This window comes from Pseudomonas sp. HS-18, from assembly GCF_020401845.1.
Taxonomy (GTDB): Bacteria; Pseudomonadota; Gammaproteobacteria; order Pseudomonadales; family Pseudomonadaceae; genus Pseudomonas; species Pseudomonas nitroreducens.
In genome coordinates this window covers 1,909,722-1,934,596 of record NZ_CP084413.1, presented here as the reverse complement: position 1 = coordinate 1,934,596, position 24,875 = coordinate 1,909,722, and the positions used below count along the sequence as shown (strand labels likewise).

Sequence of the window (24,875 nt, the reverse complement as noted above, 5' to 3'; positions counted from 1 at the left end):
TCCCGCTCGCTGCCCCGGCCAACAGGAAAAACGCGCCAATCGGCGCGTTTTTCATGGGCGGCGTGCACTCAGATTTCCACCTGCGTCCCCAGTTCGATCACTCGGTTCAGCGGCAGGTTGAAGTAACGCAGGTTGCCGTTGGCGTTCTTCAGCAGGAAGGCGAACAGTGCCTCGCGCCAGCGCGCCATGCCGATCAGCTTGGACGGGATCACCGTCTCGCGGCTGAGGAAGTAGGTGGTGCGCATCGGGCTGAAGTCCAGCTCGTTGAGGTGGCACAGCTTGAGCGCCTGCGGGATGTCCGGGTCCTCGATGAAGCCGAAGTGCAGCACCACGCGGAAGAAGCCCTCGCCGTAGGCGTCCACCTCGAAGCGACGGTCCGGGGCAACCCGCGGGCTGTCTTCGTTGACCACGGTGAGCAGGACGACCTGCTCGTGCAGCACCTGGTTGTGCAGGAGGTTGTGCAACAGCGCGTGAGGCACGGCGTCAGTGCGCGCGGTGAGGAACACCGCAGTGCCCTGCACGCGGTGCGGCGGCTGCGAGCGGATGCTGGAGATGAACAACGGCAGCGGCAGCGAGCCTTCGTCGAGACGGTCCACCAGCAGTTGGCGGCCGCGCTTCCAGGTGGTCATCAGGATGAACAGGCCGATACCGGCGACCACCGGGAAGGCACCACCCTGGACGACCTTGGGCAGGTTCGCGGCGAAGAACAAGGTGTCGACGAGCAGCATCATCAGGAAGAACGGAATCGCCAGCCACAGCGGCCACTTCCACATCAGCCAGATCACCACGCCCATCAGCAGCGTGGTCATCAGCATGGTGCCGGTCACCGCGACGCCGTACGCCGAGGCCAGCGCGGCGGAGGACTCGAAGCCCAGCACCAGCAGCACCACGCCGACCATCAGTGCCCAGTTCACCATGCCGATGTAGATCTGCCCCTGCTCGTGGCTGGAGGTGTGCTGGATCACCATGCGCGGCACGTAGCCGAGCTGGATGGCCTGACGGGTCAGGGAGAAGGCGCCGGAGATCACGGCCTGCGACGCAATCACCGTGGCCGCGGTGGACAGCGCCACCAGGGGCACCAGCGCCCAGCTTGGCGCCGTCAGGTAGAAGGGGTTACGCGCGGCTTCGGCGTTGACCAGGATGGTCGCGCCCTGGCCGAAATAGTTGAGCACCAACGCCGGCAGCACCAGGGCGAACCAGGCACGGGCGATGGGCTTGCGGCCGAAGTGGCCCATGTCAGCGTACAACGCCTCGGCGCCGGTCAGCGCCAGCACGGTGGCACCGAGGATCGCCACGCCGATGCCCGGATGCGAAATGAAGAAGTTGAGCGCCCAACCCGGACTCATTGCCTTCAGCACTTCCGGTTGCTGCGCCACGCCATAGATACCCAGCGCCGCCAGCGCAAGGAACCAGGCCACCATCACCGGGCCGAAGAGGATGCCGATGCGCGCGGTACCGTGCTTCTGGATGAGGAACAGGCCGACCAGCACGATCAGCGAAAGCGGCACGACCCAGTGCTCCAGCCCGTCGAAGGCGATTTCCAGGCCCTCGATCGCGGAAAGCACCGAAATCGCCGGAGTGATCATGCTGTCGCCATAGAACAGCGCCGCGCCGATCAGCCCGGCGATCACCACCATCGCCTGCAACTTGTGGCGCCCGGTAGCGGCGCGACGGGCCAGAGCCGACAGCGCCATTACCCCGCCCTCGCCCTGGTTGTCGGCGCGTAGGACGAAGATCACGTACTTGATCGACACCACCCAGATCAGCGACCAGAAGATCAGCGACAGCACGCCCAGCACGCCGTCGTGGTTGGCCTGCACACCATAACCGCCCACGAAGACTTCCTTCAGGGTGTACAGCGGGCTGGTACCGATATCGCCATAGCACACGCCCACAGCACCGACCATCAGGCCGATCGCGGAGCTCGAGTGGGGCTGTTCATGCTCAACGGTGCCGGCGCTTGCATCGGACATGTAACAAAATTCCTCAAAAAAATTCGGCGCATCCTGCTCCGACCCATTCGTCGATGCAAGAGCCGGGTTCGAAGGTTCTGATTGACTATAGAGCCTGTTGCCCGGAATTACCGGGCGCAAGGGGTTGTCCGGCGGCGTGCGACAGCTTGTCCCAGAGAGGCTGGTCAAGTGCGCGGGACGCCGCTAGAATTGCGCACTTTTTGATCAGAGGCGCCGCCAGCGCGCCCTTCGAGGTTAGCCGCACATGTCCACCGCCACACCCAAAGTAGGATTCGTCTCGCTCGGATGCCCGAAAGCGACTGTCGACTCCGAACGTATCCTCACCCAACTGCGCATGGAAGGGTACGAAATCGTCCCCACCTACCAGGACGCGGACGTGGTGGTGGTGAACACCTGCGGCTTCATCGACAGCGCCAAGGCCGAATCCCTGGACGCCATCGGCGAAGCCATCGCCGAGAACGGCAAGGTGATCGTCACCGGTTGCATGGGCGTGGCTGAAGACAGCATTCGTGACGTGCACCCCAGCGTGCTGGCCGTGACCGGCCCGCAGCAGTACGAGCAGGTGGTCAATGCCGTCCACGAGGTGATTCCGCCCAAGGCCGAGCACAACCCGCTGATCGACCTGGTGCCACCGCAGGGCATCAAGCTGACCCCGCGCCACTACGCCTACCTGAAGATTTCCGAAGGCTGCAACCACAGCTGCAGCTTCTGCATCATCCCGTCGATGCGCGGCAAGCTGGTCAGCCGCCCGGTGGGCGACGTGCTCAGCGAAGCCCAGCGCCTGGTGAAAGCCGGTGTGAAGGAACTGCTGGTGATCTCCCAGGACACCAGCGCCTACGGTGTGGACCTGAAGTACAAGATGGACTTCTGGGATGGCCAGCCGGTGAAGACCCGCATGCTGGAGCTGTGCCAGGCGCTCTCCTCGATGGGTGTGTGGGTGCGCCTGCACTACGTCTATCCGTACCCCAACGTCGACGACGTGATCCCGCTGATGGCCGAGGGCAAGCTGCTGCCCTACCTGGACATCCCCTTCCAGCACGCCAGCCCGAGAGTGCTCAAGTCCATGAAGCGCCCCGCCTTCGAGGACAAGACCCTGGCGCGCATCAAGAAGTGGCGCGAGATCTGCCCCGAGCTGACCATCCGCTCCACCTTCATCGTCGGCTTCCCCGGCGAGACCGAGGACGACTTCCAGTACCTGCTCGACTGGCTGACCGAAGCCCAGCTCGACCGCGTCGGCTGCTTCCAGTACTCCCCGGTGGAAGGCGCCCCGGCCAACGATCTGGGCCTGGAAGTCGTCCCCGATGACGTCAAGCAGGACCGTTGGGAGCGCTTCATGGCACACCAGCAGGCCATTTCCGCCGCACGCCTGCAGTTGAAGATCGGCAAGGAAATCGACGTGCTGATCGACGAAGTGGATGACGAAGGCGCGGTCGGCCGCTCCTACGCCGACGCCCCGGAAATCGACGGCGCCGTGTACATCGACAGCTTCGATGTGAAGCCGGGCGACAAGGTGCGCGTGCGCATCACCGACGCCGACGAGTACGACCTCTGGGCCGAACTGGTCTGATCCGCAAAAGCCCCGCTGATGCGGGGCTTTTCATTTCTGCTATTGGAAAGCCCATGACCAACAACGACGTACTGCGCAGCCTGCGCTACCTGCTGGACATCCGCGATGCGCAGGTCGCCGAGATCACCGCGCTGGCCGGCTTCAACCTCAGCACCGAGGATGTCGGCGCCTTCCTCGCCCGCGACGACGAGCCGGAGTTCAAGCCCTGCAGCGACCGCGTGCTGGCGCACTTCCTCGACGGCCTGATCGTGCATCGCCGTGGCCGCGACGAATCGCGCCCGCTGCCGCCGGTGGAACTGCCGCTGACCAACAACATCACCCTGAAGAAACTGCGCGTGGCCTTCGAACTGCGCGACGACGATATCCTCGCGATCCTCGACAGCGTCAGCTTCATCGTCACCAAGACAGAACTGGGCGCGCTGTTCCGCAAACCCGGCCACAACAACTACCGACCCTGCGGCGACCAGTTGCTGCGCAACTTCCTCAAGGGCCTGACGCAGCGCCAGCAGCGCTGAGATCGACATGCTCTATCGCCTGGCCGCCGACGCCGTTGTCCTGTTCCATCTGGGCTTCATCCTCTTCGCGCTGCTCGGCGGCCTGCTGGTGCTGCGCTGGCCGCGCCTGGCGTGGCTGCACGTACCGGCGGCGGTCTGGGGCATGGCGGTGGAATTCCTCCACCTCTATTGCCCGCTCACGCCGCTGGAGAATCACTTCCGCGCCCTGGCCGGCGGCCAGGGCTACAGCGGCGGCTTCATCGAGCATTACCTGATCCCGCTGATCTACCCCGCCGGCCTGACCGAGGCAACCCAGGTCGTCCTCGGCCTCATCGTGGCCGCAGTCAATCTGCCGCCTTACCTGCTTCTGCTGCGCCGGCTGCTGCGTTCGCGCTGAGCGGCTTGTCCATCGGCAGATAGGCCAGGCTCGCCTCCTTGTTCTTCGCGTGCCCCAGGCGCTGGCCATTGTTGAGCCCGGACTCGATCAGCCGGTGATCCGCCGTCAGCCAGTTCAGCGGCTGCGTACCTTCATGGGTCACCTGGGAAACGATCAGGGTGCGCGACGGGTCCCAGTCCTCGCCGGTGCGCTGGCGCAGCCAGGCGAACAACGCGGCGCTGTCGCCCTGCGGATAATCGGAATGGATATAGAGGAAGGGATGGGCCTGCCGTTCGCCATGCTTCTGCAGATAGATCGGCAGGCGCGCGTCGTCGTCACCGAGGACCAGTACCCGCCACTGCGACCAGGGCGCCGTCTGCTCCGCCGCGGCACGCACCTCCCTGGCGAACAGCGGAACCCCGCCGCCAGCATTGCTCCATGGGTACGCCACGCCCACCACCAGCAGCATTACCACCGCTGCGGCGCCGACCGCCCGCGGCCAGGCACGCCCCAGCCCGGCCAGCTTGCGTTCCTGCCGCCACTCGATCACCCACCACGCACCCAACAGTTGCGCGAACGGCACCAGCGGAAGCACGTAGTAACTGCGCCGGCCACCGCTGGCGGTGAAAAATGCGAACAGCAATACCAGCGCCCAGACCAGCCAGCGCGCATTGGGCTCCAACTGCTTCCAGCGGCGCACGGCGAACCACAAGCCGAGTATCCACAACGGCGCCCAGGGCAGCGTGTAGGCCGGCAGATAGAGCAGGTAGGTGTAAATCGGCCCCTCGTGGTCGAAGGGCTGGAAGAAGCGCACCACGTTCTCGCGGAATACCAGCGCCAGCCCGCTCTCGCCGTAGCTGGGCTGGCCGTAGAAGTGCGACAGCACGAAGGGAATCGCATACACGCCACCGGCCACTACCAGCGCCACCAGCAACCGCAGGTTCAGGTGCCGGCGCCAGCGCCCGGCGCTGAGCAGATGCGGCAGCAGCACCAGCCCCGGCAGGACGAAACCGATCAGCCCCTTGCACAGCGACGTCAGCGAGAGGATCAGGAAGAAGCCCAGGTAGCTCCTGAATCGCGTGTCCTCCGGGTCACGCCAGTACCAGGCCAGCGCCGCCAGCACGCCGAACACCGTGAGCATGTCCGCCGTCGCCACCCGCGCCCAGAACAGGAAGTAGAAAGTGGTCCCCAGCAGCCAGCCGGCCAGCAGTCCGGTGCCCTTGCGCAGCAGGCGTTCGCCCAGCCACCAGGTGAGCCAGATGCTGCCCAGCCCGGCCAGCACGGTGCTGAGGCGCAGCGTCCAATGGTTGAGACCGAACAGGCTGGCCGGCGCGGTGATCAGCCAGTAGGACAGCAATGGTTTGTCGTAGTACGGCGCCCCACGCAGGTAGGGATCGAAGTAGTCGCCTGACTGCAGCATCTGCAACGAGATATCCGCCCAGCGCACTTCCGGGCCCCAGACCTCGCGCCAGCCCAACCCGAACAGCAACAGCAGCGCCGAGACGCCCAATAGCAGCGCCAATGCCTTCCGATCCTTGCTCCAACCCTGCATCACCTGGCCCCGACCAACCGAATGTGCGGCGGACACTAGGGCAACGAAGGTTATGCGCAGGTTAAGAAAATGCAGCCGTCGCGTAATGCGCCGCCATTTCCCGATTGGATAGTGCTCGGAGCGCCCCGCTCATCCCGCTAGGGTGAGGCGAAAAACCAGCCAGGAGAGGCTCATGCACCCGTACTTTTCCCTCGCAGGCAAGACCGCACTGGTCACCGGCGGCACCCGCGGCATTGGCCGGATGATCGCCCAGGGCCTGCTCGAAGCCGGCGCCAGCGTCATCATCTGCGCCCGCGATGGCGCCGCCTGCGCCGACACCGCCGCCGAGCTGTCGCAGTACGGCGAGTGCATCGGCCTGCCGGCCAACCTCGCCACCGAGGAAGGCGCCCGTGCCCTGGCCGCCGAGCTGAACGAGCGCCTGGATCACCTCGACATTCTGGTCAACAACGCCGGCACCACCTGGGGCGCGCCGCTGGAAAGCTACCCGGCCTCGGGCTGGGAGAAGGTCATGCAGCTCAACGTCACCGCCGTGTTCAGCTGCATCCAGCAACTGCTGCCGCTGCTGAAGAAGGCCGGCAGTGCGCAGAGTCCGGCACGGGTGATCAACATCGGCTCGGTGGCCGGCGTCACTTCCCACGGCGAGAACGCCTATGCCTACGGCCCGAGCAAGGCTGCGCTGCACCAGCTGTCGCGCATGCTCGCCCGCGAACTGGTGGGCGACCACATCAACGTCAACGTCATCGCCCCCGGCCGCTTCCCCAGCAAGATGACCCGCCACATCGCCAACGACGAGCAGGCCATGGCCGCGGACACCGCCGTCATCCCCATGCGCCGCTGGGGCCGCGAGGAAGAAATGTCCGCCCTGGCAATCAGCCTGGCGAGCGCTGCCGGCGCCTACATGACCGGCAATATCATCCCCATCGACGGCGGCTTCCACCTCGGCTGAAACCCGCTGCGAGGGGAATCGGGTACCATGGCGGCCCCTGCAACAGCCTGTGCCGCCATGTCCCACACCCTCTCGCCCATCGGCTACGTCCGCTCCTGCTTCAAGGAGAAGTTCGCCATCCCGCGCCAGCCGCAACTGGCTCCGGCCGCGACCGGTGTGCTGGAACTGCTGCCGCCGTTCGACACGGGCGATGCTGTGGCAGGCCTGGAGCAGGTCAGCCACGTCTGGCTGATCTTCCTCTTCCACCAGGCGCTGGAAGACAAGCCACGGCTGAAGGTGCGCCCGCCGCGCCTGGGCGGGAACCAGTCGATGGGCGTCTTCGCCACCCGCGCCACCCACCGCCCCAACGGCCTCGGCCAATCCGTGGTGAAACTGGAAAAGGTCGAGCCCGGCCGGCTCTGGCTGTCCGGCATCGACCTGCTCGATGGCACGCCGGTGATCGACATCAAGCCGTACGTGCCCTACGCGGACATCGTGGTCGAAGCGCGCAACGCCATCGCCGACGCCCCTCCCGCCCCCATCGCCGTGCACTGGTACGACGAAGCCCTGCGCCAGGCTCGTGAACATGGCCAGCGTCTCGGTCAGCCGGTGCGCGAGCTGATCGAGCAGTGCCTCGCCCAGGATCCCCGCCCGGCCTACCAGAAGCCGCCGCCCGAGCGCCGCTACGGCGTGCGCCTGTGGGACCTGGACGTGCACTGGCACTACCCGGCCGACGGCGAAATCTGCGTGTTGGACGTGCAGCGCGCCGCCGACTGAAACCTGCCTCAGTCCACCGGATTGAGGGCGATCACGTCGCTCTCGAAGCACTCCTGCTCGATGATCAGCGGCTCCACCAGCGGGCGGCTGTCGCGGAAGTGCGCGGTCTGCGTGTGCGCCTCGTAGGCCGCGTCGTCGCGGTAGATCTCGTAGAGGTAGATCACGTCCGGATCAAGGCGATCCTGGGACACATCGAAGACCAGGCAGCCCGGCTCGCTGGACACGGAAGCAGCGGCGTTGGCCTTGATGGCGTGGAGGAAATCCTCGGCGCTACCGGGTTTGACACGGGTCTTGATGAACAGACTGTACACAGGGCGTTCCTTTTGTTTTAAATTTAAAAATAAATTGTATACAAAAAAGGAACCGCGTCCATGTCCGATCTCCCTGCCCGCCCCGGCCGCCTCAACGGCCTGCGCCATCTCGCCCTGCTGGTGCCGAACCTGGAAGAGTGCGAACGTTTCTATGTCGATGTGCTCGGCATGGAGGTGCTGAACCGTGCCAACGAGGACCTGGTGTACCTCACCTGCGGCAACGACAACCTCTCGCTGGGGCGCGGCTTCGGTGCCGCCAACGGCCTGCAGACCATGGATCACTATGGTTTCGTGGTGGACAGCGTGGAAGAGCTGGAAGCCTGGTACCAGTACTTCAAGGCACGCGGTGTGACGCTGCTGGACCGCCCGTTCGACCATGGCGACGGCGCGCGCAGCTTCCACCTGCTGGACCCGGCGGGGAACAAGGTGCAGCCGCTGTATCACCCGGCGGTATCCGGGCAGCGGTTGGTCTGACGCCCTGATAGGAGCGAGGTTGCTCGCGAACGAGGACGCACCGTGCCTTGCAGGTTCGCGAGCAAGCTCACTCCTGCAAAGAGCTGCTACCTGGGGCGGAAATCCAGGCATAAAAAACGCCGCGTTCCCAAGGGAATCGCGGCGTTTTTTCGACTGAACCGTCGGACGCTGCTTACTTCTCGACGAAGGCGCGCTCGATCAGGTAGTCGCCGGGCTCGCCCATGCGTGGGGAAATCTGCAGGCCGAAGCTGTTCAGCACTTCGCTGGTCTCGTCGAGCATGCTCGGGCTGCCGCAGATCATGGCGCGGTCGTGCTGCGGGTTCATCGGCGGTAGGCCGATGTCGGCGAACAGCTTGCCGCTGCGCATCAGGTCGGTCTGGCGGCCCATGCTGTGGAACTCTTCACGGGTGACCAGCGGGCAATAGATCAACTTCTCTTTCACCATGTCGCCGAAGTACTCATGCTCCGGCAGGACCTTGGTGATGAAGTCCGCGTAAGCGAGCTCGCTGACCCAGCGCACGCCGTGGACCAGGATGACCTTCTCGAAGCGCTCGTAGACTTCCGGGTCCTGGATCACCGACAGGAACGGCGCCATGCCGGTGCCGGTGCTCAGCAGGTACAGGTGCTTGCCGGGCTTGAGGTCGTCCAGCACCAGGGTGCCGGTGGGCTTGCGGCTGACCATCAGTTCGTCGCCTTCCTTCAGGTGCTGCAGACGCGAAGTCAGCGGACCGTCCGGGACCTTGATGCTGAAGAACTCCAGGTGCTCTTCGTAGTTCGGGCTGGCGATGCTGTACGCGCGCATCAGCGGACGACCGTTGACTTCCAGGCCGATCATCACGAACTGGCCGGTCTTGAAGCGCAGACCCGGGTTACGGGTGGTCTTGAAGCTGAAGAGGGTGTCGTTCCAGTGGTGCACGCTGAGAACGCGCTCGGTGTACAGGTTGCTCATCAAGGACTCCTAGGAGAAACGTGGCGCACCCCAGCAGATCCCGGACGTAGCGCAATTGCGCGACATTTTATAGGCGGCGACAATATCCGCAAAATAAATTATCTGGATATTGCTAATCCAAAACGCAGATAAGGCCGCATCATGTCGCCGCAAAAGGATACCTTCCGGGCATTCCGGCACCGGGGCGACGAAATGTCGCGCAGCCTTTTCGGAGCCATCGCCCATGAAATTCACCCTGCGCCAGCTCGAAGTCTTCGTCGCCGTCGCCCAGCAGGAAAGCGTCTCCCGCGCCGCTGCAGGGCTGTCCATGTCGCAGTCGGCGACCAGCACCGCCCTGGGCGAGTTGGAGCGGCAGTTCGACTGCAAGTTGTTCGATCGTTCCGGCAAACGCCTGACCCTCAACGCCCTCGGCCGCCAGTTGCTACCCCAGGCAGTGGCCCTGCTGGACCGCGGCAGCGAGATCGAAAACATGCTCAACGGCAAGAGCGCCTTCGGCTCGCTGGACCTGGGCGCCACCCTGACCATCGGCAACTACCTGGCGACCCTGCTGATCGGCACCTTCATGCAGCGCCAGCCCGACTGCCGGGTGCGCCTGCACGTGCACAACACCGCCCACGTGGTGCAGCGCGTGGCGCACTACGAACTCGACCTCGGGCTGATCGAAGGCGACTGCCAGCACCCGGACATCGAGGTGCAGCCCTGGATGGAAGACGAACTGGTGGTGTTCTGCGCACCGCAGCACCCACTCGCCCGCGAAGGCCACGCGAGCCTGGAGCGGCTGACGGAAGAAGCCTGGATCCTGCGGGAACAGGGTTCCGGCACGCGGCTGACCTTCGACCAGGCCATGCGACACCACGTGGAACCGCTGAACGTGCGGCTGGAGCTGGAACACACCGAGGCGATCAAGCGTGCGGTGGAGTCAGGGCTGGGCATCGGCTGCATCTCGCGCCTGGCCCTGCGCGACGCCTTCCGCCGCGGTAGCCTGGTTCCGGTGGAAACCCCGGACCTGGACCTGCGCCGGCAGTTCTACTTCATCTGGCACCGGCAGAAATACCAGACCGCGACCATGCGCGAGTTCCTGGAACTGTGCCGCAGCGAAACCGCCGGGGTGACGCGCAGCGACGATATTGTCCTGCCGATGATTCCCTGAAGTGTGCTTTTTTGTAGGACCGAGGGGCGCCCAACCCTTGCTCGCGAACGCTTCAAACCTGCGACATCAGTGTCAGGCCGTTCGCGAGCAAGCTCGTTCCTACAGGCCGTCAGCCGAGCAGGATGCCCGCCCAGGTCACGGTGATGATGGTCAGCGCGACGAACTGGGCCGCACTGCCCATGTCCTTGGCGTTCTTCGACAGCGGATGACGCTCCAGGGAAACCCGGTCCACCACCGCCTCGATGGCGGAATTGAGCAGTTCGACGATCAGCGCCAGCAGGCACACGGCGATCATCAGCGCGCGCTCGCCGCGGGTCACATCGCAGAAGAACGACAGCGGGATCAGGATGACGTTGATCAGCACCAGTTGGCGGAAGGCCGCTTCACCCTTGAAGGCGGCGGCGAAGCCGGCCAGCGAGTAGCCGGCGGCGTTGAAGATGCGTTTCAGGCCGGTCTGGCCCTTGAAGGGGGAGGCGGACACGTGTGGTTCTCACAGGCAAAGGTCGCGGCACTCTATACCAGCGATCGTCAAAAAGGGGTCAAGGCCATTACAGAATGTAACGACCCCTGAGCCGGAATATGGTGGCCTCAGGCCCCCGGCACCGACTCCATCTGCGCCAGCAACAGCGCCGCCTGGGTGCGGGTGCGTACGTTCAGCTTGCGGAAGATCGCGGTGACGTGAGCCTTCACCGTGGCTTCGGAGACACTCAGCTCGAAGGCGATCTGCTTGTTCAGCAGGCCTTCGCAGACCATGGTCAGCACACGGAACTGCTGCGGCGTCAGGCTGGCCAGGCCAGCGCTGGCGGCGCGCACGTCATCGCTCATCTCGGTCACGGCATCCACCTGCGGCGGCCACCAGACGTCACCATCGAGCACCGCCCGCACGGCCTGCTGCAGCACACTCAGTTCGCTGGACTTGGGGATGAAGCCACTGGCGCCGAACTCACGGGAGCGCTGTACCACGGCGGCATCTTCCTGGGCCGAGACCATCACCACCGGGATCTGCGGGTACTGCCCGCGCAACAGCACCAGGCCGGAGAAGCCGTAGGCGCCGGGCATGTTGAGGTCCAGCAGCACCAGATCCCAGTCGGCCTTCTCGTTCAGGCGCGTCTCCAGCTCCGCGATACTCGCGGCCTCCGACAGTCGCGCCTCGGGGCCAAGACCGATGGTCAGGGCCTGGTGCAGGGCACTGCGGAACAGCGGGTGATCGTCAGCGATCAGGATCTCGTAGGAAGCCATGAATTTTCCTTGAAGGCCGCGTCGAAGTACTGCCGTGGATAACAGCCAGACTTGCGCAGGAAAGGTCGGAGCAAGGATAGAGCACTGCTTGTCGCATTGTACGCAAAGACAACCCTCGGTGTCCGCCGCGAATACATCGCCCAACGGTACATACAGCGTGGTTTCAAAGCCCCTGCCAGTGTACCCGCCGAGAAGCCGCTCCCCTTTCCAAAGGCCCGGTGTTACGGCAGAGTTCCGCTTTTTTTCCTGCCTGTTACGAGAACAAGATGAAAAGCCATGCGCTACGCGCCGATATCCTGATGCTGTTCACCGCGATGATCTGGGGGGTCTCCTTCGTCGCGCAACGCCTCGGGATGGATGCCATCGGTCCCTTCCTCTATACCGGCCTGCGCTTCACCCTCGGCGCCGTGGCACTGCTGCCGCTGCTGGCCTGGTCGAGCAAGCGTGGCGCCCAGCCGTTCAACCGGGGCCAGATCCTCGCGGGCCTGGCCATCGGCACCGCACTGACCGTGGGGATCAACCTGCAGCAGGTTGGCCTGATGTTCACCAGCGTGACCAATTCCGGCTTCATCACCGGCCTGTACGTCATCATCGTGCCGCTGCTCGGCCTGCTGATCGGCCATCGAGCCGGCATGGGCACCTGGCTGGGTGCCGCGCTGGCCGTGACCGGCATGGCCATGCTGAGCATCGGCCCGGGCTTTCACGTCGCCTCCGGTGACTGGCTGCAATTGACCGGTGCCTTCGTCTGGGGCGGCCACGTGCTGCTCGTCGGCCTGTTCGCCAGCCGCTATGACCCGATCCGTCTGGCCTTCCTGCAGTTCGTCACCTGCGCGGTGGTGAGCATGATCCTGGCCGTGGTGTTCGAAGAGATTCACTGGGACGCCATCGTCCAGGCCGCCCCCGCCCTGATCTATGGCGGCCTGTTCGGCGTCGCCACCGGCTTCACCCTGCAGGTCATCGCGCAGAAGCACGCCATCGCCTCCCACGCGGCGATCATCCTCTCGCTGGAGGCGGTGTTTGCCGCCATCGCCGGCGCGCTGTTCCTCGACGAGACCCTGCATGTGCGCGGTTACTTCGGCTGCGCGCTGATGCTGGCCGGCATGCTGGTGGCACAGCTTTGGCCGAAGAAAGCCGAGGTGAAGGCGGTCTGATCTCTACTGCATAACGGAGCGAGACTGTTCGCGAGCAAGCTCGCTCCTGCAGGCTGGGGATTCGGCGGCACGAGCGCTTTTGGTAAGAGCAAGCTTGCTAGCGAACCGCACACCTCGGCGCCCACCCTGAAAATCACATTCATGCGATGAAGAGCCGATCTAGCGCTCGGTAAACGGTCTCAACGCCTGGTGCGCCGGGCTCTGCTCGTCCAGCGGCTGCTGGCGCTTGGAGCCCAGGTAACGCTCGCTGAACACATCCAGATAAGCGTCCAGCGCATCGCCGGCGCGGCGGTCACCGGCCAGCCCGAGGCAAAGCGCAGCGACTTCGGCGGTGCACAGGTGCTCGTCGAACTTGGAGCGGCGCAGGCGATAGCGTGACAGGGCATCGGGGGTGATGCTCAGCACGGGGAAACGGTCCAGGTAGGGGCTCTTGCGGAACATCTTGCGCGCCTCATTCCAGGTGGCGTCGAGCAGGATGAACAGCGGGCGCTTGCCGGCCTGCGGCTCCACCGTGGTCACTACGCGCTCGGGCTGGACGAACTCGCCGGGGAATACCACATACGGCTGCCACTGCGGATCGTCGAGCAGCGCCAGCAGCGCCGGATCGACCTCAATACGCGACCAGCCGAACGCCCAGGTGTCGGGCACCGTCTCGGCGATCAGCCAGCCGGTATTGCTCGGTTTGAGCGGCTCGGTGTCGAACATCACCAGGCACATCGCCGCGTTGGACTCGACCTGCGGGCGCAGGCCGCACATGCAGTAGTTCGGCCGCAGGCGGCAACCGGGACAGCGTGGCGAGCGCGAGCCACGGGCCACGAAGGGCTTGAGGCAGCGGGCCAGGCGCTCATCACGCAGGCGGGCGACAGCGTGGCTCATCGGGCCACCGGGGTGCGGAAGATCGGACGGTACATCGAAGGCTCGAACGGGGCGACGGGTGCGGACCGCCGATTGTACCAGAGCTGCAACCTGCCTCCCTGTACACGGCCGAGTGGCGATGAAAGTCGCGACCGGCTTCGCGTCATCCCTCGACGAAGTTGGCCGCCTGACGTGCCGGACAGCGGGCTGCGGCAATCGAATCTCGGCAGGGAGGTCGTTTTCGGGGACAATAGGCGGCTGTAATGACCAGCGAACCCGGAAGGCTCGCCACGGTCGAATCGGCACCATTGTCAGGAGATGCCCATGCTGCGCCTCACCGCCCTCGCCCTCTGCCTCGTTCTTCCCGTCGCGCATGCCGCCTCGAAGAAGGACTTCGAACTGACCCAGACCCTGGAAAAGGTCGCCAAGGAAAGCAGCGAAGGCACCCCACGCGCGATCAACGAGGACATCCTCGACCAGGGCTACACCGTCGAGGGCCCGCAACTGATCAACCACCTGAGCGTGCGCGCCAGCCATGCCGAGCGCATGCGCGAAAACCCGGACAGCGTGCGCAGCCAGCTGGGCGACAGCGTCTGCAGTAATACCGCCTACCGCCAACTGCTGGCCGAGGGCGCGATCCTCACCTACAGCTTCACCGAGTACAAGACCAACGCCCCGGTCGCCACCGAGCGTTTCGACGCCGGCAGCTGCAAGATCAAGCTGAAGAAGTAAATCGCCTGCATGCTCGACAAGGAAATGTTGCTGAAGATCGCGCGCACGCCAATGCCCTTCGGCAAGTATCAGGGCCGCATGCTGGTGGACCTGCCGGACGAGTACCTGCTGTGGTTCCACAAGAAGGGCCAGTTCCCGGCCGGCGAACTGGGCCGATTGATGCAACTGACCTTGGAACTGAAGATCGACGGCCTCGACGGCCTGATCAAGCCACTCAAGCGCTGAAGTCCGCGCAACCGCCGGATGGCGGTTGCGCCAGCGCCGATCAACGCAGGATGGCTGGGTTTTCCTTGGCGGCCACCGCTGCCGCCTCGTCCGGTGCGAGCAAGGCGCTGCGGGGGATGTCCAGCAGTCGCGCACAGGCCGCCAGTACATGGGCCCAGCTGCAACGGTTGGCGAACAGCATGCCCGCCTCGTCCAGCGTTCCACCCTGGTTACGATATCCCAGGACCGCCGTCTTCAGCGCATCGGGCAGGATAGGCCAGAGGTGTCCACGCGCCACCTCCGGGCGCATGTGGGTGAGCAGCACGCGCCGCTCGTAGTGGTCGGGGAACAGACGCATGGCGATGGACTCGTCCGCCAGCGCTTGTAGCTCCCAATTGTCGCGCGGCGCGCGGAAGCGCCCCGGCTCCTGCAGATAAACCAGTCGATAAGGATAGCCAGCCTCCTCCAGCCGCAAGGCAGCGCGGCGCATCTCGGCCAACTGGTAACTGCCGTTGGCGATCAGCAGCAGCGGTTCGGCGCCGGGATGCTCGTCCAGCAGGATTGCGCCATCTCGCGCCAGCTGCTCGGCCTGAGCCTGGGTAAATACCGATGGCCGCTCGCGCTTGGGGGCCACGATGCAGGCCAACTGCCCGCGGCTGCGATAGATGTCCGGCAACAGCGCCAACAGGCTGTTGTGGTCGGCCGGGAAAACTACCCGCACCATGTCGTTCATCTCGCCCAGCAGCGCCTCGCAGAAGGTGGTGTCCTGGTGGGATTGCTGGTTTTTACCGTTCTCCCAGGTATGCGAGGTCGCCACCAGCGGCCAGCCGAGCCAGCCTGCCGGACGCCCTGCTTCCTTCTGCTGGCGGGCGAAGATCAGCGTCTGGCGCACCGCACCGAGCATCTTCACGCAGAAGGCTTCATAGCTGGCCACCAGGTTCAGCCCGCCCTGGTTGGCCAGGCAGGCGGAAACCACTGCCTCCTCGTTGAGCGCGGTGATAATCCGGCCATCCACGGCTTCCAGGTCGCTCTCCGGCTCGCTCACCCGGTGCCGCAGCGCCTTGAGCACGCCGCCCAGGCGGTTGCTCGCCAACTCGTCCGGATTGCCGACACGGGCGCGCAGGTCCGGGTTGGCGCCACACAGGTCGACGTAGAAGCGATCCAGAGCGGCCATGGGGGAGCATTCATCATTGCGGTAATGCAGCGGGGGAATCGAAGGCTCAATGGGCCGACGCACGGCGAGCGGGTTATCCCGTTCCAGTACTCGGCCGCTGCGCGAAGCAATGAAGAGCTGACAAGCCTCGGCAAGTTCATCGGGCTCGACCCAGAGCGGCGCCGCATGCTGGTTGAACAGGTCGCGCGCCTCGGCATCCTCGCTGGGATTGCCCGGTAGCGGCAGGTTGTGCGCGGCATTGCTGCCAGCGCCATAGAACCCATAGCCCTTGGTCGTTTCGGCGATGCCGTAAGGAATCGGTAAAGGGTAGCGAAGGATGCCGCGCTCCTTCTCATCGACGCGGTGCTGCAGCCGCTCTTCCATTTCCCACAGGGCACAGACGAAAGCTGCCGGGTCGCGGCCATCGAAGCTGATCGGATCGAATCCGCAGCGGCGCAGATGAAGCTTGAAGCCTTCCAGCCCTTCGTGGGTGCCCAGGTCGGTGCGCTGCTCGATACGCCGGCCATTGGCGATCATCACCGGCAAGGCCGTGCCACAGTCCTCGGCGCGCCACCAGCGGGGAATCCAGTCGCTACCGCGCTGCTCCTCGGCAGCGCCGTCGGAGAGGAAGGCCACCAGGGTCTCGCCCGGCAGCGGCATGTGCGCATACATCAACTCGGCGAAGCCGAGGTATCCACCTTCGGCAACCCCGCCGGCGGTGTGCGGATTGACGTGGCTGCCCAAAGGAGCGGCAACCTTGCCTTCCGGCGTCTGCGCATAGCTGTAGAAGTCCTGCACCAGCCGATCCAGACCAGCTTCGCCATTCCCGTAGGCTGCGGCCTGTTCCGGATGCAGGTTGCCGGTGAGCACGTTGAGCGCGTCGATCGCTGCCACGCAGTGCCCTTGCCCCATCAGCCAGCCGCGTGTCCTGCCGCTCAGGGCATTCAGGGCGAGGTAGCCCGCATAGGCTGGCACCATGTTCAGCGCGCCGCCGGTATGTCCTTCGGGCTGAGCCTTGAAATCTTCGGGCTGCAAGGGTGCGCCATCGAGGCGGACACGCCTGGCGTAGGTCATGTGCGCCACCAGCCAGAGGCCGGCGCAGGTCAGGCGATCCAGCGCGCCGAACAGCCGGTAGACGCTGGCCAGATCCGGCTGCCGGCCGTACTGGACCAATTGATGAGCCACACGAAAGACCGCCGCCTGGGTCTGCACGCTATGCTGAAGCGGACCACGGCCTTGCAGCCAGCGGGCATATTCCGGCTCGGCTGCCGCATGGGCGGCAAGCTCCTCGGGGCTTGGCAGGATCTGTGACATGTCGGCTCTCCCTTGGTTATGCCGGGAAGTCTAGGTCTCCAGAGATCGGACAGGCGCTGACATGCATCAACGACCGTCCCGACCATTCGAGCAAGGCTGAAAGAGAATTCCGACAAGGAGACGACATGGCGCTTCTCACCTTCATCGGCGCAATCCAGGAAGTCACCGGTTCCTGCTACCTCCTGGAAACCCGCGACGGCGTCCGCGTGCTGCTCGAATGCGGAATGCGCCAGGGGCGCAGCGGCAACAAGGGCACCCGCGACAACGAGGCGACCAACCGCACACCCTTCCCCTTCGATCCGCAGGAGCTCGACGCCGTCGTACTGTCCCACGCCCATCTGGATCACAGCGGCTTGCTGCCGCGCCTGGCAAAGGAAGGCTACAAGGGACCGATCTACGCCACCGAATCCTGCTGCGATCTGCTGGAACTGATGCTGATGGATTCGGCGCACATCCAAGAGAAGGACGCCGAGTGGGAAAACAAGTGGCGCACCCGCCTCGGCAAGCCCCCCGTCAAGCCGCTGTACACCGTCGAAGACGCTTCCCGCGCGCTGAACCAGCGCCGCCGCGTCAGCTATGGCAGCACGGTGGACGTAGCGCGCGGCATCCGCGTGACCTTCCATAACGCCGGGCACATCCTCGGCTCGGCCATCGTTGAACTGGAAATCCATGAGTTCGGCTCGACCCGCCGTCTGGTGTTCTCCGGGGACCTGGGCAGCACCTGCTCGCCCCTTATGCGCACACCCACGCCGCTATCCCGCGCCGACGTGGTGCTGCTGGAATCCACCTACGGCGACCGCGACCACCGCGATGCCAACGATACGCTACTGGAACTGGCCGGCATCCTCCAACGCGCGCAGAACGAGGGCGGCAACGTGTTGATCCCGTCCTTCGCCGTGGGCCGCACCCAGGACCTGATCTACTACCTCGGACGCTTCTACCAGGAGGGCCGCCTGCCGCAGCAGGTCGTCTATCTCGACAGCCCCATGGCCGCCCAGGCCAACAACATCTACCTGCAGCACATCGGCGAGATCGCCGACGTCGACCGCGAATACATGCGCGGCACCGGCACCGCCAAGGTCGGCGAGTGGCTGCCGATCCTGCGTACCACCCAGAGCGCGGATGAATCCATGTCGCTGAATCGCATCAAGAGCGGCGCCATCATCATCGCCGGCAGCGGCATGTGCACCGGTGGGCGCATCGTCCATCACCTCAAGCACAACCTCTGGCGCGAGGAATGCCACATCGTCTTCCCAGGCTTCCAGGCCAAGGGCACGTTGGGACGCGCCATCGTCGACGGTGCCGAATCGGTGCGCATCCTGCGCCAGCGCATCAGCGTGAAAGCACAGATCCACACCCTTGGCGGGTTTTCCGCCCATGCGGGACAATCACAATTAATTCAGTGGGTTGGCCACTTCGAACACAAACCCGAGCTATACCTGATACATGGCGAGCGGGAAAAGATGGATGTACTCAAGGGTGCACTCCAGGATCGCCTGAACTGGACGGCCAACATTCCGGAGCCTGGAGACCGGATCGCCATCTGAGATCGAGGCCTCACCGACTGTCACACCCGCGTGCCAGACTGGGCTGGCCTACTGCTGAACCCTGTGCGTGCGGCGTAGCGCCAAGGCGTAACGACCAGAGCCACCTTGTGTGGCCGGCGCCCCCATGGACAGGCGATCAGGGGTTGATGAACAAGGAGTATCAACATGCCCTACGAGCCCGACGACTACCTCTCCAGACACTTCCAGACCAGCGGCACTGACCTTGCGCAGAAGATTGAGGAACTGGCCGCACTGGCCGCTCCCGGCGACAGCCAGAACCTGCCGCTGTACCGTGAGATGCTCACCACCGTCGCCCGCATGGCCCAGGCCGACCGCAACCGCTGGGACGCCAAGATCATGCTGCAGACCCTGCGCGAGATGGAGCACGCCTTCAGCACCCTGGAGCAGTTCAAACGTCGCCGCAAAGTTACCGTATTCGGCTCGGCGCGCACGCCGGCCGATCACCCCGTCTACGCCTTGGCCCGCGAGTTGGGCGAAACCCTGGCGCGCTACGACCTGATGGTCATCACCGGCGCAGGCGGCGGCATCATGGCCGCGGCCCACGAGGGAGCCGGACTGGAGAACAGCCTGGGCTTCAACATCACCCTGCCCTTCGAGCAGCACGCCAATCGCATCGTGGATGGCACCAGCAACCTGCTGTCGTTCCACTTCTTTTTCCTGCGCAAGCTGTTCTTCGTCAAGGAAGCCGACGCACTGGTGCTCTGCCCCGGCGGCTTCGGTACTCTCGACGAGGCGCTGGAAGTGCTGACCCTGATCCAGACCGGCAAGAGCCCGCTGGTGCCGGTTGTGCTGCTTGACCAACCGGGCGGGCATTACTGGGACCACGCCCTGGAATTCATCAAGGAGCAGCTCGAAGACAACGGCTACATCCTGCCCAGCGACATGAACCTGATGAGGCTAGTGCACTCAGCCGAGGAGGCCGCCGAGGAAATCGCCCAGTTCTACAGCAACTTCCACTCCAGCCGCTGGCTCAAGGATCGCTTCGTCATCCGCCTCAACCATCCGCTGAGCGTGCGCGCGTTGCAATTGCTGGAGCGCGAGTTTGGCAGCCTCTGCGTCACGGACGGCTTCCACCAGCAACCCTACAGCGAATCGGAACTGGATGAACCGGAGTTCTCCCACCTCACCCGTCTAGCCTTCGCTTTCAACGGCCGTGACCAGGGGCGACTGCGCGAGCTGCTGAACTTCATCAACCAGCCGGAGAACTGGGAACACTGATTTCCTGGCTCCGAGAACAAACAAGGCACCCGCATGGGGTGCCTTGTTCATTTCAATCATCTGATCGTCGACCGCTCAGAAGCCGACTGATGGCTTCCATCGAGTAACCCCGATAACTCAGGAAACGCCCTTGCTGGGCTCGCTCGCGGGCATCCTGTGGCAGCCGGGCGAACTTGCGGCGCCAGACTTCACGCAGGTTTTCGCTCCAATCGACGCCGCACAAGCGCAGCGCACCGTCGATCTCACCACGTGGCAAACCCCGCTGCGACAACTCCTCGCGAATCCGCACCGGACCGTAACCTGCTCGCGCACGGCTGGCGATGTAGCTTTCCAGGTAACGGCTTTCATTGAGCAACCCCTCCTCGGCCAGACGGTCGAGGGCGGGGTCGATCAGGTCCTGCGTGGCGCCGCGTTGCCGCAGCTTGCGCGAGAGCTCTGCCCGGCCATGCTCGCGTCTTGCCAGCAGGTCCATGGCGACCCGTCGCACCGCGACGAGGTTATCGAGCTCGCTGGTCATCGCGATCAATAATCGGCTTCAGCTTCCGCTTCGGCCTCAGCCGCAGCGAGTTCGGCCTTGGTCGGCGCTGGCTGGTTGGTCAGCAGTTGTTCGCGGATGGCCTTGTCGAGGGTGTTGCAGATCTCGGCGTTGTCTTCCAGGAACTTGGCGGCGTTGGCCTTGCCCTGGCCGATCTTGCTGCCCTGGTAGCTGTACCAGGCGCCGGACTTCTCGATCAGGCCCAGCTGCACGCCCAGGTCGATGATTTCGCCGGTGCGGTAGATGCCGCGGCCGTACATGATCTGGAACTCGGCCTGACGGAACGGCGGGGCGACCTTGTTCTTCACGACCTTGACGCGGGTTTCACTACCGACCACCTCGTCGCCTTCCTTCACCGCGCCGGTCCGGCGGATGTCGAGACGAACGGAGGAGTAGAACTTCAGCGCGTTACCACCGGTGGTGGTTTCCGGGTTGCCGAACATCACACCGATCTTCATGCGGATCTGGTTGATGAAGATGACCAGGCAGTTGGCGTTCTTGATGTTGCCGGTGATCTTGCGCAGCGCCTGGGACATCAGGCGGGCCTGCAGGCCGACGTGTTGATCGCCCATCTCACCTTCGATTTCGGCCTTGGGCACCAGGGCCGCCACGGAGTCGACGATGATCACGTCAACGGCGTTGGAACGCACCAGCATGTCGGTGATTTCCAGCGCCTGTTCGCCGGTGTCCGGCTGGGATACCAGCAGGTCGTCGACGTTGACGCCCAGCTTGCCGGCGTAATCCGGGTCCAGCGCGTGCTCGGCGTCGACGAAGGCGCAGGTGGCGCCGGCTTTCTGGGCCTGGGCGATGACCGACAGGGTCAGGGTGGTCTTACCCGAGGATTCCGGACCGTAGATCTCGACGATACGGCCCTTCGGCAGACCGCCGATGCCCAGCGCAATGTCCAGACCCAGCGAGCCGGTGGAGATGGCGGGGATAGCCTGGCGCTCATGGTCGCCCATGCGCATGACCGCGCCTTTGCCGAATTGGCGTTCGATCTGTCCCAGGGCCGCGGCCAGGGCGCGCTTCTTGTTGTCGTCCATTGAAGTCCTCGCGAAGTCAGGCGGCCGGGCGGCCACGAACAACTGTATAAGTAGCCAGTATTATTCCACAGGGCAAGCCGCTCGCCTACCCCTGAATCGGATTTTCCCCGTCCGCCAGTCGCAACAGCCCTTCCAGAGCGGTCGCCACCGTCTGCCGGCGTACCGCTTCCCGATCACCGGCATATAGACGGCGTTCGCTGTACACCTTTTCACCTTTGCGCCAAGCCAGCCAGACAGTGCCTACCGGCTTCTCGGCAGAACCGCCATCCGGCCCGGCAATACCGCTCACCGCCACGGCGATATCCGCACCACTGCGAGGCAAGGCGCCAGCAACCATGGCCTCGACCACCTCTCGACTCACCGCGCCGACCCTTGGAAACAGCTCGGCCGGCACGTCCAACTGGCGGGTCTTCTGGGTATTGGAATAAGTGACGTAGCCCGCCTCGAACCAGGCGGAACTCCCGGAGACGCGCGTGATCGCCTCGGCGATGCCACCACCGGTGCAGGATTCGGCGGTGGTGACGCGTAATGTCTTGGCAGCCAATCGAGCGCCCAGTCGGGCAGAGAGGTCTGTAATAAAGGAATCGGTAACGGACACAGTGCGCTCCGGGGTTAAAGTAGACCAGGCGGATACCGTACACTAGACGCTTTTGCATGTTGAAGCCGGACAGCCAGAAGCCATGAGTCAGAGCGACCTCTCCGCCCACACACCGATGATGCAGCAGTACTGGAAGCTGAAGAACCAGCACCCGGATCAACTGATGTTCTACCGTATGGGCGACTTCTACGAGCTGTTCTACGAGGACGCCAAGAAGGCCGCCAAGCTGCTGGACATCACTCTCACCGCGCGCGGACAGTCTGCCGGCAACTCCATCCCGATGGCGGGCATCCCGTTCCACTCCGCCGAGGGCTACTTGGCCAAGCTGGTGAAGCTCGGCGAATCAGTGGTGATCTGCGAGCAGATCGGCGACCCGGCCACCAGCAAGGGGCCGGTGGAGCGCCAGGTCGTACGTATTCTCACTCCCGGCACCGTCAGCGACGAAGCGCTGCTAGATGAGCGCCGGGACAACCTGATTGCTGCCGTGCTGGGTGATGAGCGCCTGTTCGGCCTGGCCGTGCTGGACATCACCAGCGGCCGATTCAACGTCCAGGAAATCAAGGGCTGGGAAACCCTGCTCGCCGAACTGGAGCGCCTGAATCCCGCCGAGCTGCTGATCCCCGACGACTGGCCTCAGGGCCTGCCGGCGGAGAAACGCCGTGGCGCGCACCGCCGTGCGCCCTGGGACTTCGATCGCGACTCGGCGAAGAAGAGCCTGTGCCAGCAATTCGGCGTCCAGGATCTCAAGGGCTTCGGCTGCCAGGAACTGACTCTCGCCATCGGCGCCGCCGGCTGCCTGCTCGCTTACGCCAAGGAAACCCAGCGTACTGCCCTGCCACACCTGCGCAGCCTGCGTCACGAGCGCATCGACGATACCGTAATCCTCGATGGTGCCACGCGCCGCAACCTGGAACTGGACATCAACCTGGCTGGCGGCCGTGACAACACCCTGCAATCGGTGGTGGACCGCTGCCAGACCGCCATGGGCAGCCGCCTGCTGACCCGTTGGCTGAACCGTCCGTTGCGCGACCGCGCGGTGCTGGAAGCCCGCCAGGACTCGATCACCTGCCTGCTGGAGCGTTATCGCTTCGAAATCCTCCAGCCGCAGTTGAAGGAAATCGGCGACGTCGAACGTATCCTCGCCCGTATCGGCCTGCGCAATGCCCGCCCGCGCGACCTCGCTCGTCTGCGCGACGCCCTCGCGGCCCTGCCTGAACTGCAGAACGGCATGACCGAGCTGGAATCCCCGCACCTGGGCGAGTTGGCCGTCAGCATCCGCACCTACCCCGAGCTGGCCGACCTGCTGGCCCGGGCGGTGATCGAAAACCCGCCAGCAGTGATCCGCGACGGCGGCGTCATCGCCCGCGGCTACGATGCCGAGCTGGATGAACTGCAGATGCTCAGCGAGAACGCCGGCCAGTATCTGATGGACCTGGAAACCCGCGAAAAAGCCCGCACCGGCCTGCCGAACCTGAAAGTCGGCTACAACCGCATCCACGGTTACTACATCGAACTGCCGCGCGTGCAGGCCGAACAGGCCCCCGCCGATTATATTCGCCGCCAGACCCTGAAAGGCGCCGAGCGCTTCATCACCCCGGAACTGAAGGCTTTCGAAGACAAGGCGCTATCGGCCCAGAGCCGCGCCCTGGCCCGCGAGAAGCAGCTTTACGAGGAACTGCTGGAACTGCTGATCGGCCAATTGGCGCCGCTGCAGGACACCGCCGCTGCCCTGGCCGAACTGGATGTGCTGTCCAACCTCGCCGAGCGCGCGCTGAACCTCGATCTGAACTGCCCGCGCTTTGTCGAGGAATCCGGCATTCTCATCGAGCAAGGCCGCCACCCCGTGGTCGAGCAGGTACTGGATACGCCGTTCGTCGCCAACGACCTGAACCTCGATGAAGACACTCGCATGCTGGTGATAACCGGCCCAAACATGGGCGGTAAATCAACCTATATGCGGCAAACAGCGCTTATCGTGCTGCTAGCGCACATAGGTAGTTTTGTGCCGGCGGCGCGCTGCGAACTGTCGCTGGTGGACCGGATCTTCACCCGTATCGGCTCTTCCGACGACCTCGCTGGCGGTCGCTCCACCTTCATGGTGGAAATGAGCGAAACCGCGAACATCCTCCACAACGCCAGCGACCGCAGCTTGGTGCTGATGGACGAAGTGGGCCGCGGCACCAGCACCTTCGACGGCCTGTCGCTGGCCTGGTCCGCGGCTGAACACCTGGCGAAACTGCGAGCTTTCACCCTGTTCGCCACCCACTATTTCGAGCTGACCGTGCTGCCGGAAAACGAACCGGCGGTGGCGAACGTGCACCTCAACGCCACCGAACACAACGAACGCATCGTCTTCCTGCACCACGTGCTGCCTGGTCCGGCAAGTCAGAGTTACGGCCTGGCGGTGGCGCAATTGGCTGGCGTGCCGGGTGCGGTCATTCAGCGCGCCCGTGAACACTTGGCACGCCTGGAAACCACCAGCCTGCCCCACGAAGCACCACGCTCGAGCGACCCGAAAAGCCCGGCGCCGCTGCAAAGCGATCTGTTCGCCAGCCTGCCGCACCCGATCGTTGAAGAGCTGATGCATGTCAGCCCCGACGACCTGACACCACGTCAAGCTCTCGAATTGTTATATGCATGGAAGACGCGAGTCTGACGAACCGCTGGACAAGCTGCTAGAATCGCGCGCGCTTAGCCGCCCGCCTGAGGAGAAAATT

At 64.5% G+C, this 24,875-nt stretch carries 24 protein-coding genes; 13 read left to right on the top strand and 11 right to left on the bottom strand.

Annotated elements, in window-relative coordinates:
- Positions 1-68 precede the first annotated feature (68 nt).
- A complete protein-coding gene (locus tag LDJ84_RS09050; RefSeq protein WP_024765279.1) occupies positions 69-1,973 on the bottom strand; it encodes a potassium transporter Kup in 1,905 nt (634 codons plus the stop codon).
- A 244-nt stretch (positions 1,974-2,217) separates the two neighbouring features.
- Between LDJ84_RS09050 and rimO the strand changes: the two genes are divergently transcribed.
- From rimO to LDJ84_RS09035, 3 genes are read left to right on the top strand one after another with little or no spacing between them, the layout of a single operon-like run.
- Positions 2,218-3,540, top strand: a complete 1,323-nt coding sequence (rimO, locus tag LDJ84_RS09045) for a 30S ribosomal protein S12 methylthiotransferase RimO (protein ID WP_170859918.1) — start codon at positions 2,218-2,220, stop codon at positions 3,538-3,540.
- 53 nt (positions 3,541-3,593) lie between these two features.
- The gene (locus LDJ84_RS09040) at positions 3,594-4,055 is read left to right on the top strand and encodes a DUF1456 family protein (RefSeq protein WP_024765281.1); all 462 of its coding nucleotides are present in this window, start codon (positions 3,594-3,596) and stop codon (positions 4,053-4,055) included.
- 7 nt (positions 4,056-4,062) lie between these two features.
- A complete protein-coding gene (locus tag LDJ84_RS09035) occupies positions 4,063-4,431 on the top strand; it encodes a DUF2784 domain-containing protein (protein WP_084358888.1) in 369 nt (122 codons plus the stop codon).
- Here the strand turns inward: LDJ84_RS09035 and LDJ84_RS09030 are convergent.
- Positions 4,379-5,962, bottom strand: coding sequence for an ArnT family glycosyltransferase (locus LDJ84_RS09030; RefSeq protein WP_226046235.1), 1,584 nt, complete (start codon positions 5,960-5,962; stop codon positions 4,379-4,381). The two genes, LDJ84_RS09035 and LDJ84_RS09030, sit on opposite strands and share 53 nt — an antisense overlap.
- Positions 5,963-6,134: 172 nt before the next feature.
- On the opposite strand from LDJ84_RS09030, the gene LDJ84_RS09025 reads away from it, so the two are divergent.
- Positions 6,135-6,908, top strand: coding sequence for an SDR family oxidoreductase (locus LDJ84_RS09025; protein ID WP_170859916.1), 774 nt, complete (start codon positions 6,135-6,137; stop codon positions 6,906-6,908).
- Positions 6,909-6,965: 57 nt separating this feature from the next.
- Positions 6,966-7,664, top strand: a complete 699-nt coding sequence (gene tsaA, locus LDJ84_RS09020; RefSeq protein ID WP_169887349.1) for a tRNA (N6-threonylcarbamoyladenosine(37)-N6)-methyltransferase TrmO — start codon at positions 6,966-6,968, stop codon at positions 7,662-7,664.
- Between the two features lie 8 nt (positions 7,665-7,672).
- Here the strand turns inward: tsaA and LDJ84_RS09015 are convergent, their stop codons facing one another.
- Complete coding sequence (locus LDJ84_RS09015) at positions 7,673-7,975, bottom strand: putative quinol monooxygenase (protein ID WP_024765286.1); 303 nt, start codon at positions 7,973-7,975, stop codon at positions 7,673-7,675.
- 60 nt (positions 7,976-8,035) lie between these two features.
- Here LDJ84_RS09015 and LDJ84_RS09010 point away from each other — a divergent pair, with 60 nt between their 5' ends.
- Positions 8,036-8,449: a VOC family protein gene (locus tag LDJ84_RS09010; RefSeq protein ID WP_054908175.1), complete on the top strand. Its 414-nt coding sequence runs from the start codon at positions 8,036-8,038 to the stop codon at positions 8,447-8,449.
- Between the two features lie 172 nt (positions 8,450-8,621).
- On the opposite strand, the gene fpr is transcribed toward LDJ84_RS09010, so the two are convergent.
- Positions 8,622-9,398 (bottom strand): ferredoxin-NADP reductase, encoded by a 777-nt coding sequence (fpr, locus tag LDJ84_RS09005; RefSeq protein ID WP_170859915.1) that lies wholly within the window; start codon positions 9,396-9,398, stop codon positions 8,622-8,624.
- A 223-nt stretch (positions 9,399-9,621) separates the two neighbouring features.
- On the opposite strand from fpr, the gene LDJ84_RS09000 reads away from it, so the two are divergent.
- A complete protein-coding gene (locus LDJ84_RS09000) occupies positions 9,622-10,548 on the top strand; it encodes a LysR family transcriptional regulator (protein WP_024765289.1) in 927 nt (308 codons plus the stop codon).
- 109 nt (positions 10,549-10,657) lie between these two features.
- On the opposite strand, the gene LDJ84_RS08995 is transcribed toward LDJ84_RS09000, so the two are convergent.
- Positions 10,658-11,029 carry a diacylglycerol kinase gene (locus LDJ84_RS08995; protein WP_024765290.1) on the bottom strand — a complete coding sequence of 124 codons (372 nt, stop codon included), beginning with the start codon at positions 11,027-11,029 and terminating at the stop codon, positions 10,658-10,660.
- 107 nt (positions 11,030-11,136) lie between these two features.
- Positions 11,137-11,787, bottom strand: coding sequence for a response regulator transcription factor ErdR (gene erdR, locus LDJ84_RS08990; protein ID WP_024765291.1), 651 nt, complete (start codon positions 11,785-11,787; stop codon positions 11,137-11,139).
- 266 nt (positions 11,788-12,053) lie between these two features.
- Between erdR and LDJ84_RS08985 the strand changes: the two genes are divergently transcribed.
- Entirely contained in the window at positions 12,054-12,938 is an 885-nt protein-coding gene (locus LDJ84_RS08985) for a DMT family transporter (RefSeq protein WP_024765292.1), read from the top strand.
- Positions 12,939-13,097: 159 nt separating this feature from the next.
- Here LDJ84_RS08985 and LDJ84_RS08980 read toward each other — a convergent pair whose 3' ends face one another.
- Positions 13,098-13,814, bottom strand: a complete 717-nt coding sequence (locus LDJ84_RS08980; protein ID WP_065084302.1) for a tRNA-uridine aminocarboxypropyltransferase — start codon at positions 13,812-13,814, stop codon at positions 13,098-13,100.
- Between the two features lie 303 nt (positions 13,815-14,117).
- Here LDJ84_RS08980 and LDJ84_RS08975 point away from each other — a divergent pair, with 303 nt between their 5' ends.
- Both LDJ84_RS08975 and LDJ84_RS08970 read left to right on the top strand, forming a co-directional pair.
- Positions 14,118-14,525 carry a quorum-sensing-regulated virulence factor family protein gene (locus LDJ84_RS08975; RefSeq protein ID WP_024765294.1) on the top strand — a complete coding sequence of 136 codons (408 nt, stop codon included), beginning with the start codon at positions 14,118-14,120 and terminating at the stop codon, positions 14,523-14,525.
- A 9-nt stretch (positions 14,526-14,534) separates the two neighbouring features.
- On the top strand, positions 14,535-14,750 hold the full coding sequence (locus LDJ84_RS08970) for a DUF3820 family protein (RefSeq protein ID WP_024765295.1): 216 nt from the start codon (positions 14,535-14,537) through the stop codon (positions 14,748-14,750).
- 40 nt (positions 14,751-14,790) lie between these two features.
- Here the strand turns inward: LDJ84_RS08970 and LDJ84_RS08965 are convergent, their stop codons facing one another.
- Positions 14,791-17,196 carry a xylulose 5-phosphate 3-epimerase gene (locus LDJ84_RS08965; protein WP_065084301.1) on the bottom strand — a complete coding sequence of 802 codons (2,406 nt, stop codon included), beginning with the start codon at positions 17,194-17,196 and terminating at the stop codon, positions 14,791-14,793.
- 125 nt (positions 17,197-17,321) lie between these two features.
- On the opposite strand from LDJ84_RS08965, the gene LDJ84_RS08960 reads away from it, so the two are divergent.
- The gene (locus LDJ84_RS08960; protein ID WP_024765297.1) at positions 17,322-18,743 is read left to right on the top strand and encodes an MBL fold metallo-hydrolase RNA specificity domain-containing protein; all 1,422 of its coding nucleotides are present in this window, start codon (positions 17,322-17,324) and stop codon (positions 18,741-18,743) included.
- A gap of 165 nt (positions 18,744-18,908) precedes the next feature.
- The gene (locus LDJ84_RS08955) at positions 18,909-19,982 is read left to right on the top strand and encodes an LOG family protein (protein ID WP_226046234.1); all 1,074 of its coding nucleotides are present in this window, start codon (positions 18,909-18,911) and stop codon (positions 19,980-19,982) included.
- A gap of 52 nt (positions 19,983-20,034) precedes the next feature.
- Here LDJ84_RS08955 and recX read toward each other — a convergent pair whose 3' ends face one another.
- The 3 genes from recX to LDJ84_RS08940 form a co-directional block, all read right to left on the bottom strand.
- Positions 20,035-20,499, bottom strand: a complete 465-nt coding sequence (recX, locus tag LDJ84_RS08950) for a recombination regulator RecX (RefSeq protein WP_037016497.1) — start codon at positions 20,497-20,499, stop codon at positions 20,035-20,037.
- Between the two features lie 5 nt (positions 20,500-20,504).
- A complete protein-coding gene (gene recA, locus LDJ84_RS08945; RefSeq protein ID WP_038803401.1) occupies positions 20,505-21,560 on the bottom strand; it encodes a recombinase RecA in 1,056 nt (351 codons plus the stop codon).
- Between the two features lie 85 nt (positions 21,561-21,645).
- Complete coding sequence (locus LDJ84_RS08940) at positions 21,646-22,158, bottom strand: CinA family protein (RefSeq protein WP_024765300.1); 513 nt, start codon at positions 22,156-22,158, stop codon at positions 21,646-21,648.
- Positions 22,159-22,240: 82 nt separating this feature from the next.
- On the opposite strand from LDJ84_RS08940, the gene mutS reads away from it, so the two are divergent.
- The gene (mutS, locus tag LDJ84_RS08935) at positions 22,241-24,814 is read left to right on the top strand and encodes a DNA mismatch repair protein MutS (RefSeq protein ID WP_226046233.1); all 2,574 of its coding nucleotides are present in this window, start codon (positions 22,241-22,243) and stop codon (positions 24,812-24,814) included.
- The last annotated feature ends 61 nt before the right edge of the window (positions 24,815-24,875 follow it).

Excerpts from the sequence above, each read along its gene's own strand:
- LDJ84_RS09035 (WP_084358888.1), top strand. The coding sequence starts at position 4,063 with ATGCTCTATCGCCTGGCCGCCGACGCCGTTGTCCTGTTCCATCTGGGC.
- LDJ84_RS08955 (WP_226046234.1), top strand. The coding sequence starts at position 18,909 with ATGCCCTACGAGCCCGACGACTACCTCTCCAGACACTTCCAGACCAGC.
- fpr (WP_170859915.1), bottom strand. The coding sequence starts at position 9,398 with ATGAGCAACCTGTACACCGAGCGCGTTCTCAGCGTGCACCACTGGAAC.
- LDJ84_RS08970 (WP_024765295.1), top strand. The coding sequence starts at position 14,535 with ATGCTCGACAAGGAAATGTTGCTGAAGATCGCGCGCACGCCAATGCCC.
- LDJ84_RS08980 (WP_065084302.1), bottom strand. The coding sequence starts at position 13,814 with ATGAGCCACGCTGTCGCCCGCCTGCGTGATGAGCGCCTGGCCCGCTGC.
- LDJ84_RS09000 (WP_024765289.1), top strand. The coding sequence starts at position 9,622 with ATGAAATTCACCCTGCGCCAGCTCGAAGTCTTCGTCGCCGTCGCCCAG.
- LDJ84_RS09050 (WP_024765279.1), bottom strand. The coding sequence starts at position 1,973 with ATGTCCGATGCAAGCGCCGGCACCGTTGAGCATGAACAGCCCCACTCG.
- LDJ84_RS09040 (WP_024765281.1), top strand. The coding sequence starts at position 3,594 with ATGACCAACAACGACGTACTGCGCAGCCTGCGCTACCTGCTGGACATC.
- LDJ84_RS08975 (WP_024765294.1), top strand. The coding sequence starts at position 14,118 with ATGCTGCGCCTCACCGCCCTCGCCCTCTGCCTCGTTCTTCCCGTCGCG.
- rimO (WP_170859918.1), top strand. The coding sequence starts at position 2,218 with ATGTCCACCGCCACACCCAAAGTAGGATTCGTCTCGCTCGGATGCCCG.
- tsaA (WP_169887349.1), top strand. The coding sequence starts at position 6,966 with ATGTCCCACACCCTCTCGCCCATCGGCTACGTCCGCTCCTGCTTCAAG.
- recA (WP_038803401.1), bottom strand. The coding sequence starts at position 21,560 with ATGGACGACAACAAGAAGCGCGCCCTGGCCGCGGCCCTGGGACAGATC.
- mutS (WP_226046233.1), top strand. The coding sequence starts at position 22,241 with ATGAGTCAGAGCGACCTCTCCGCCCACACACCGATGATGCAGCAGTAC.
- LDJ84_RS08960 (WP_024765297.1), top strand. The coding sequence starts at position 17,322 with ATGGCGCTTCTCACCTTCATCGGCGCAATCCAGGAAGTCACCGGTTCC.
- LDJ84_RS09025 (WP_170859916.1), top strand. The coding sequence starts at position 6,135 with ATGCACCCGTACTTTTCCCTCGCAGGCAAGACCGCACTGGTCACCGGC.
- LDJ84_RS09010 (WP_054908175.1), top strand. The coding sequence starts at position 8,036 with ATGTCCGATCTCCCTGCCCGCCCCGGCCGCCTCAACGGCCTGCGCCAT.
- LDJ84_RS09030 (WP_226046235.1), bottom strand. The coding sequence starts at position 5,962 with ATGCAGGGTTGGAGCAAGGATCGGAAGGCATTGGCGCTGCTATTGGGC.
- erdR (WP_024765291.1), bottom strand. The coding sequence starts at position 11,787 with ATGGCTTCCTACGAGATCCTGATCGCTGACGATCACCCGCTGTTCCGC.
- LDJ84_RS08985 (WP_024765292.1), top strand. The coding sequence starts at position 12,054 with ATGAAAAGCCATGCGCTACGCGCCGATATCCTGATGCTGTTCACCGCG.
- LDJ84_RS08965 (WP_065084301.1), bottom strand. The coding sequence starts at position 17,196 with ATGTCACAGATCCTGCCAAGCCCCGAGGAGCTTGCCGCCCATGCGGCA.
- recX (WP_037016497.1), bottom strand. The coding sequence starts at position 20,499 with ATGACCAGCGAGCTCGATAACCTCGTCGCGGTGCGACGGGTCGCCATG.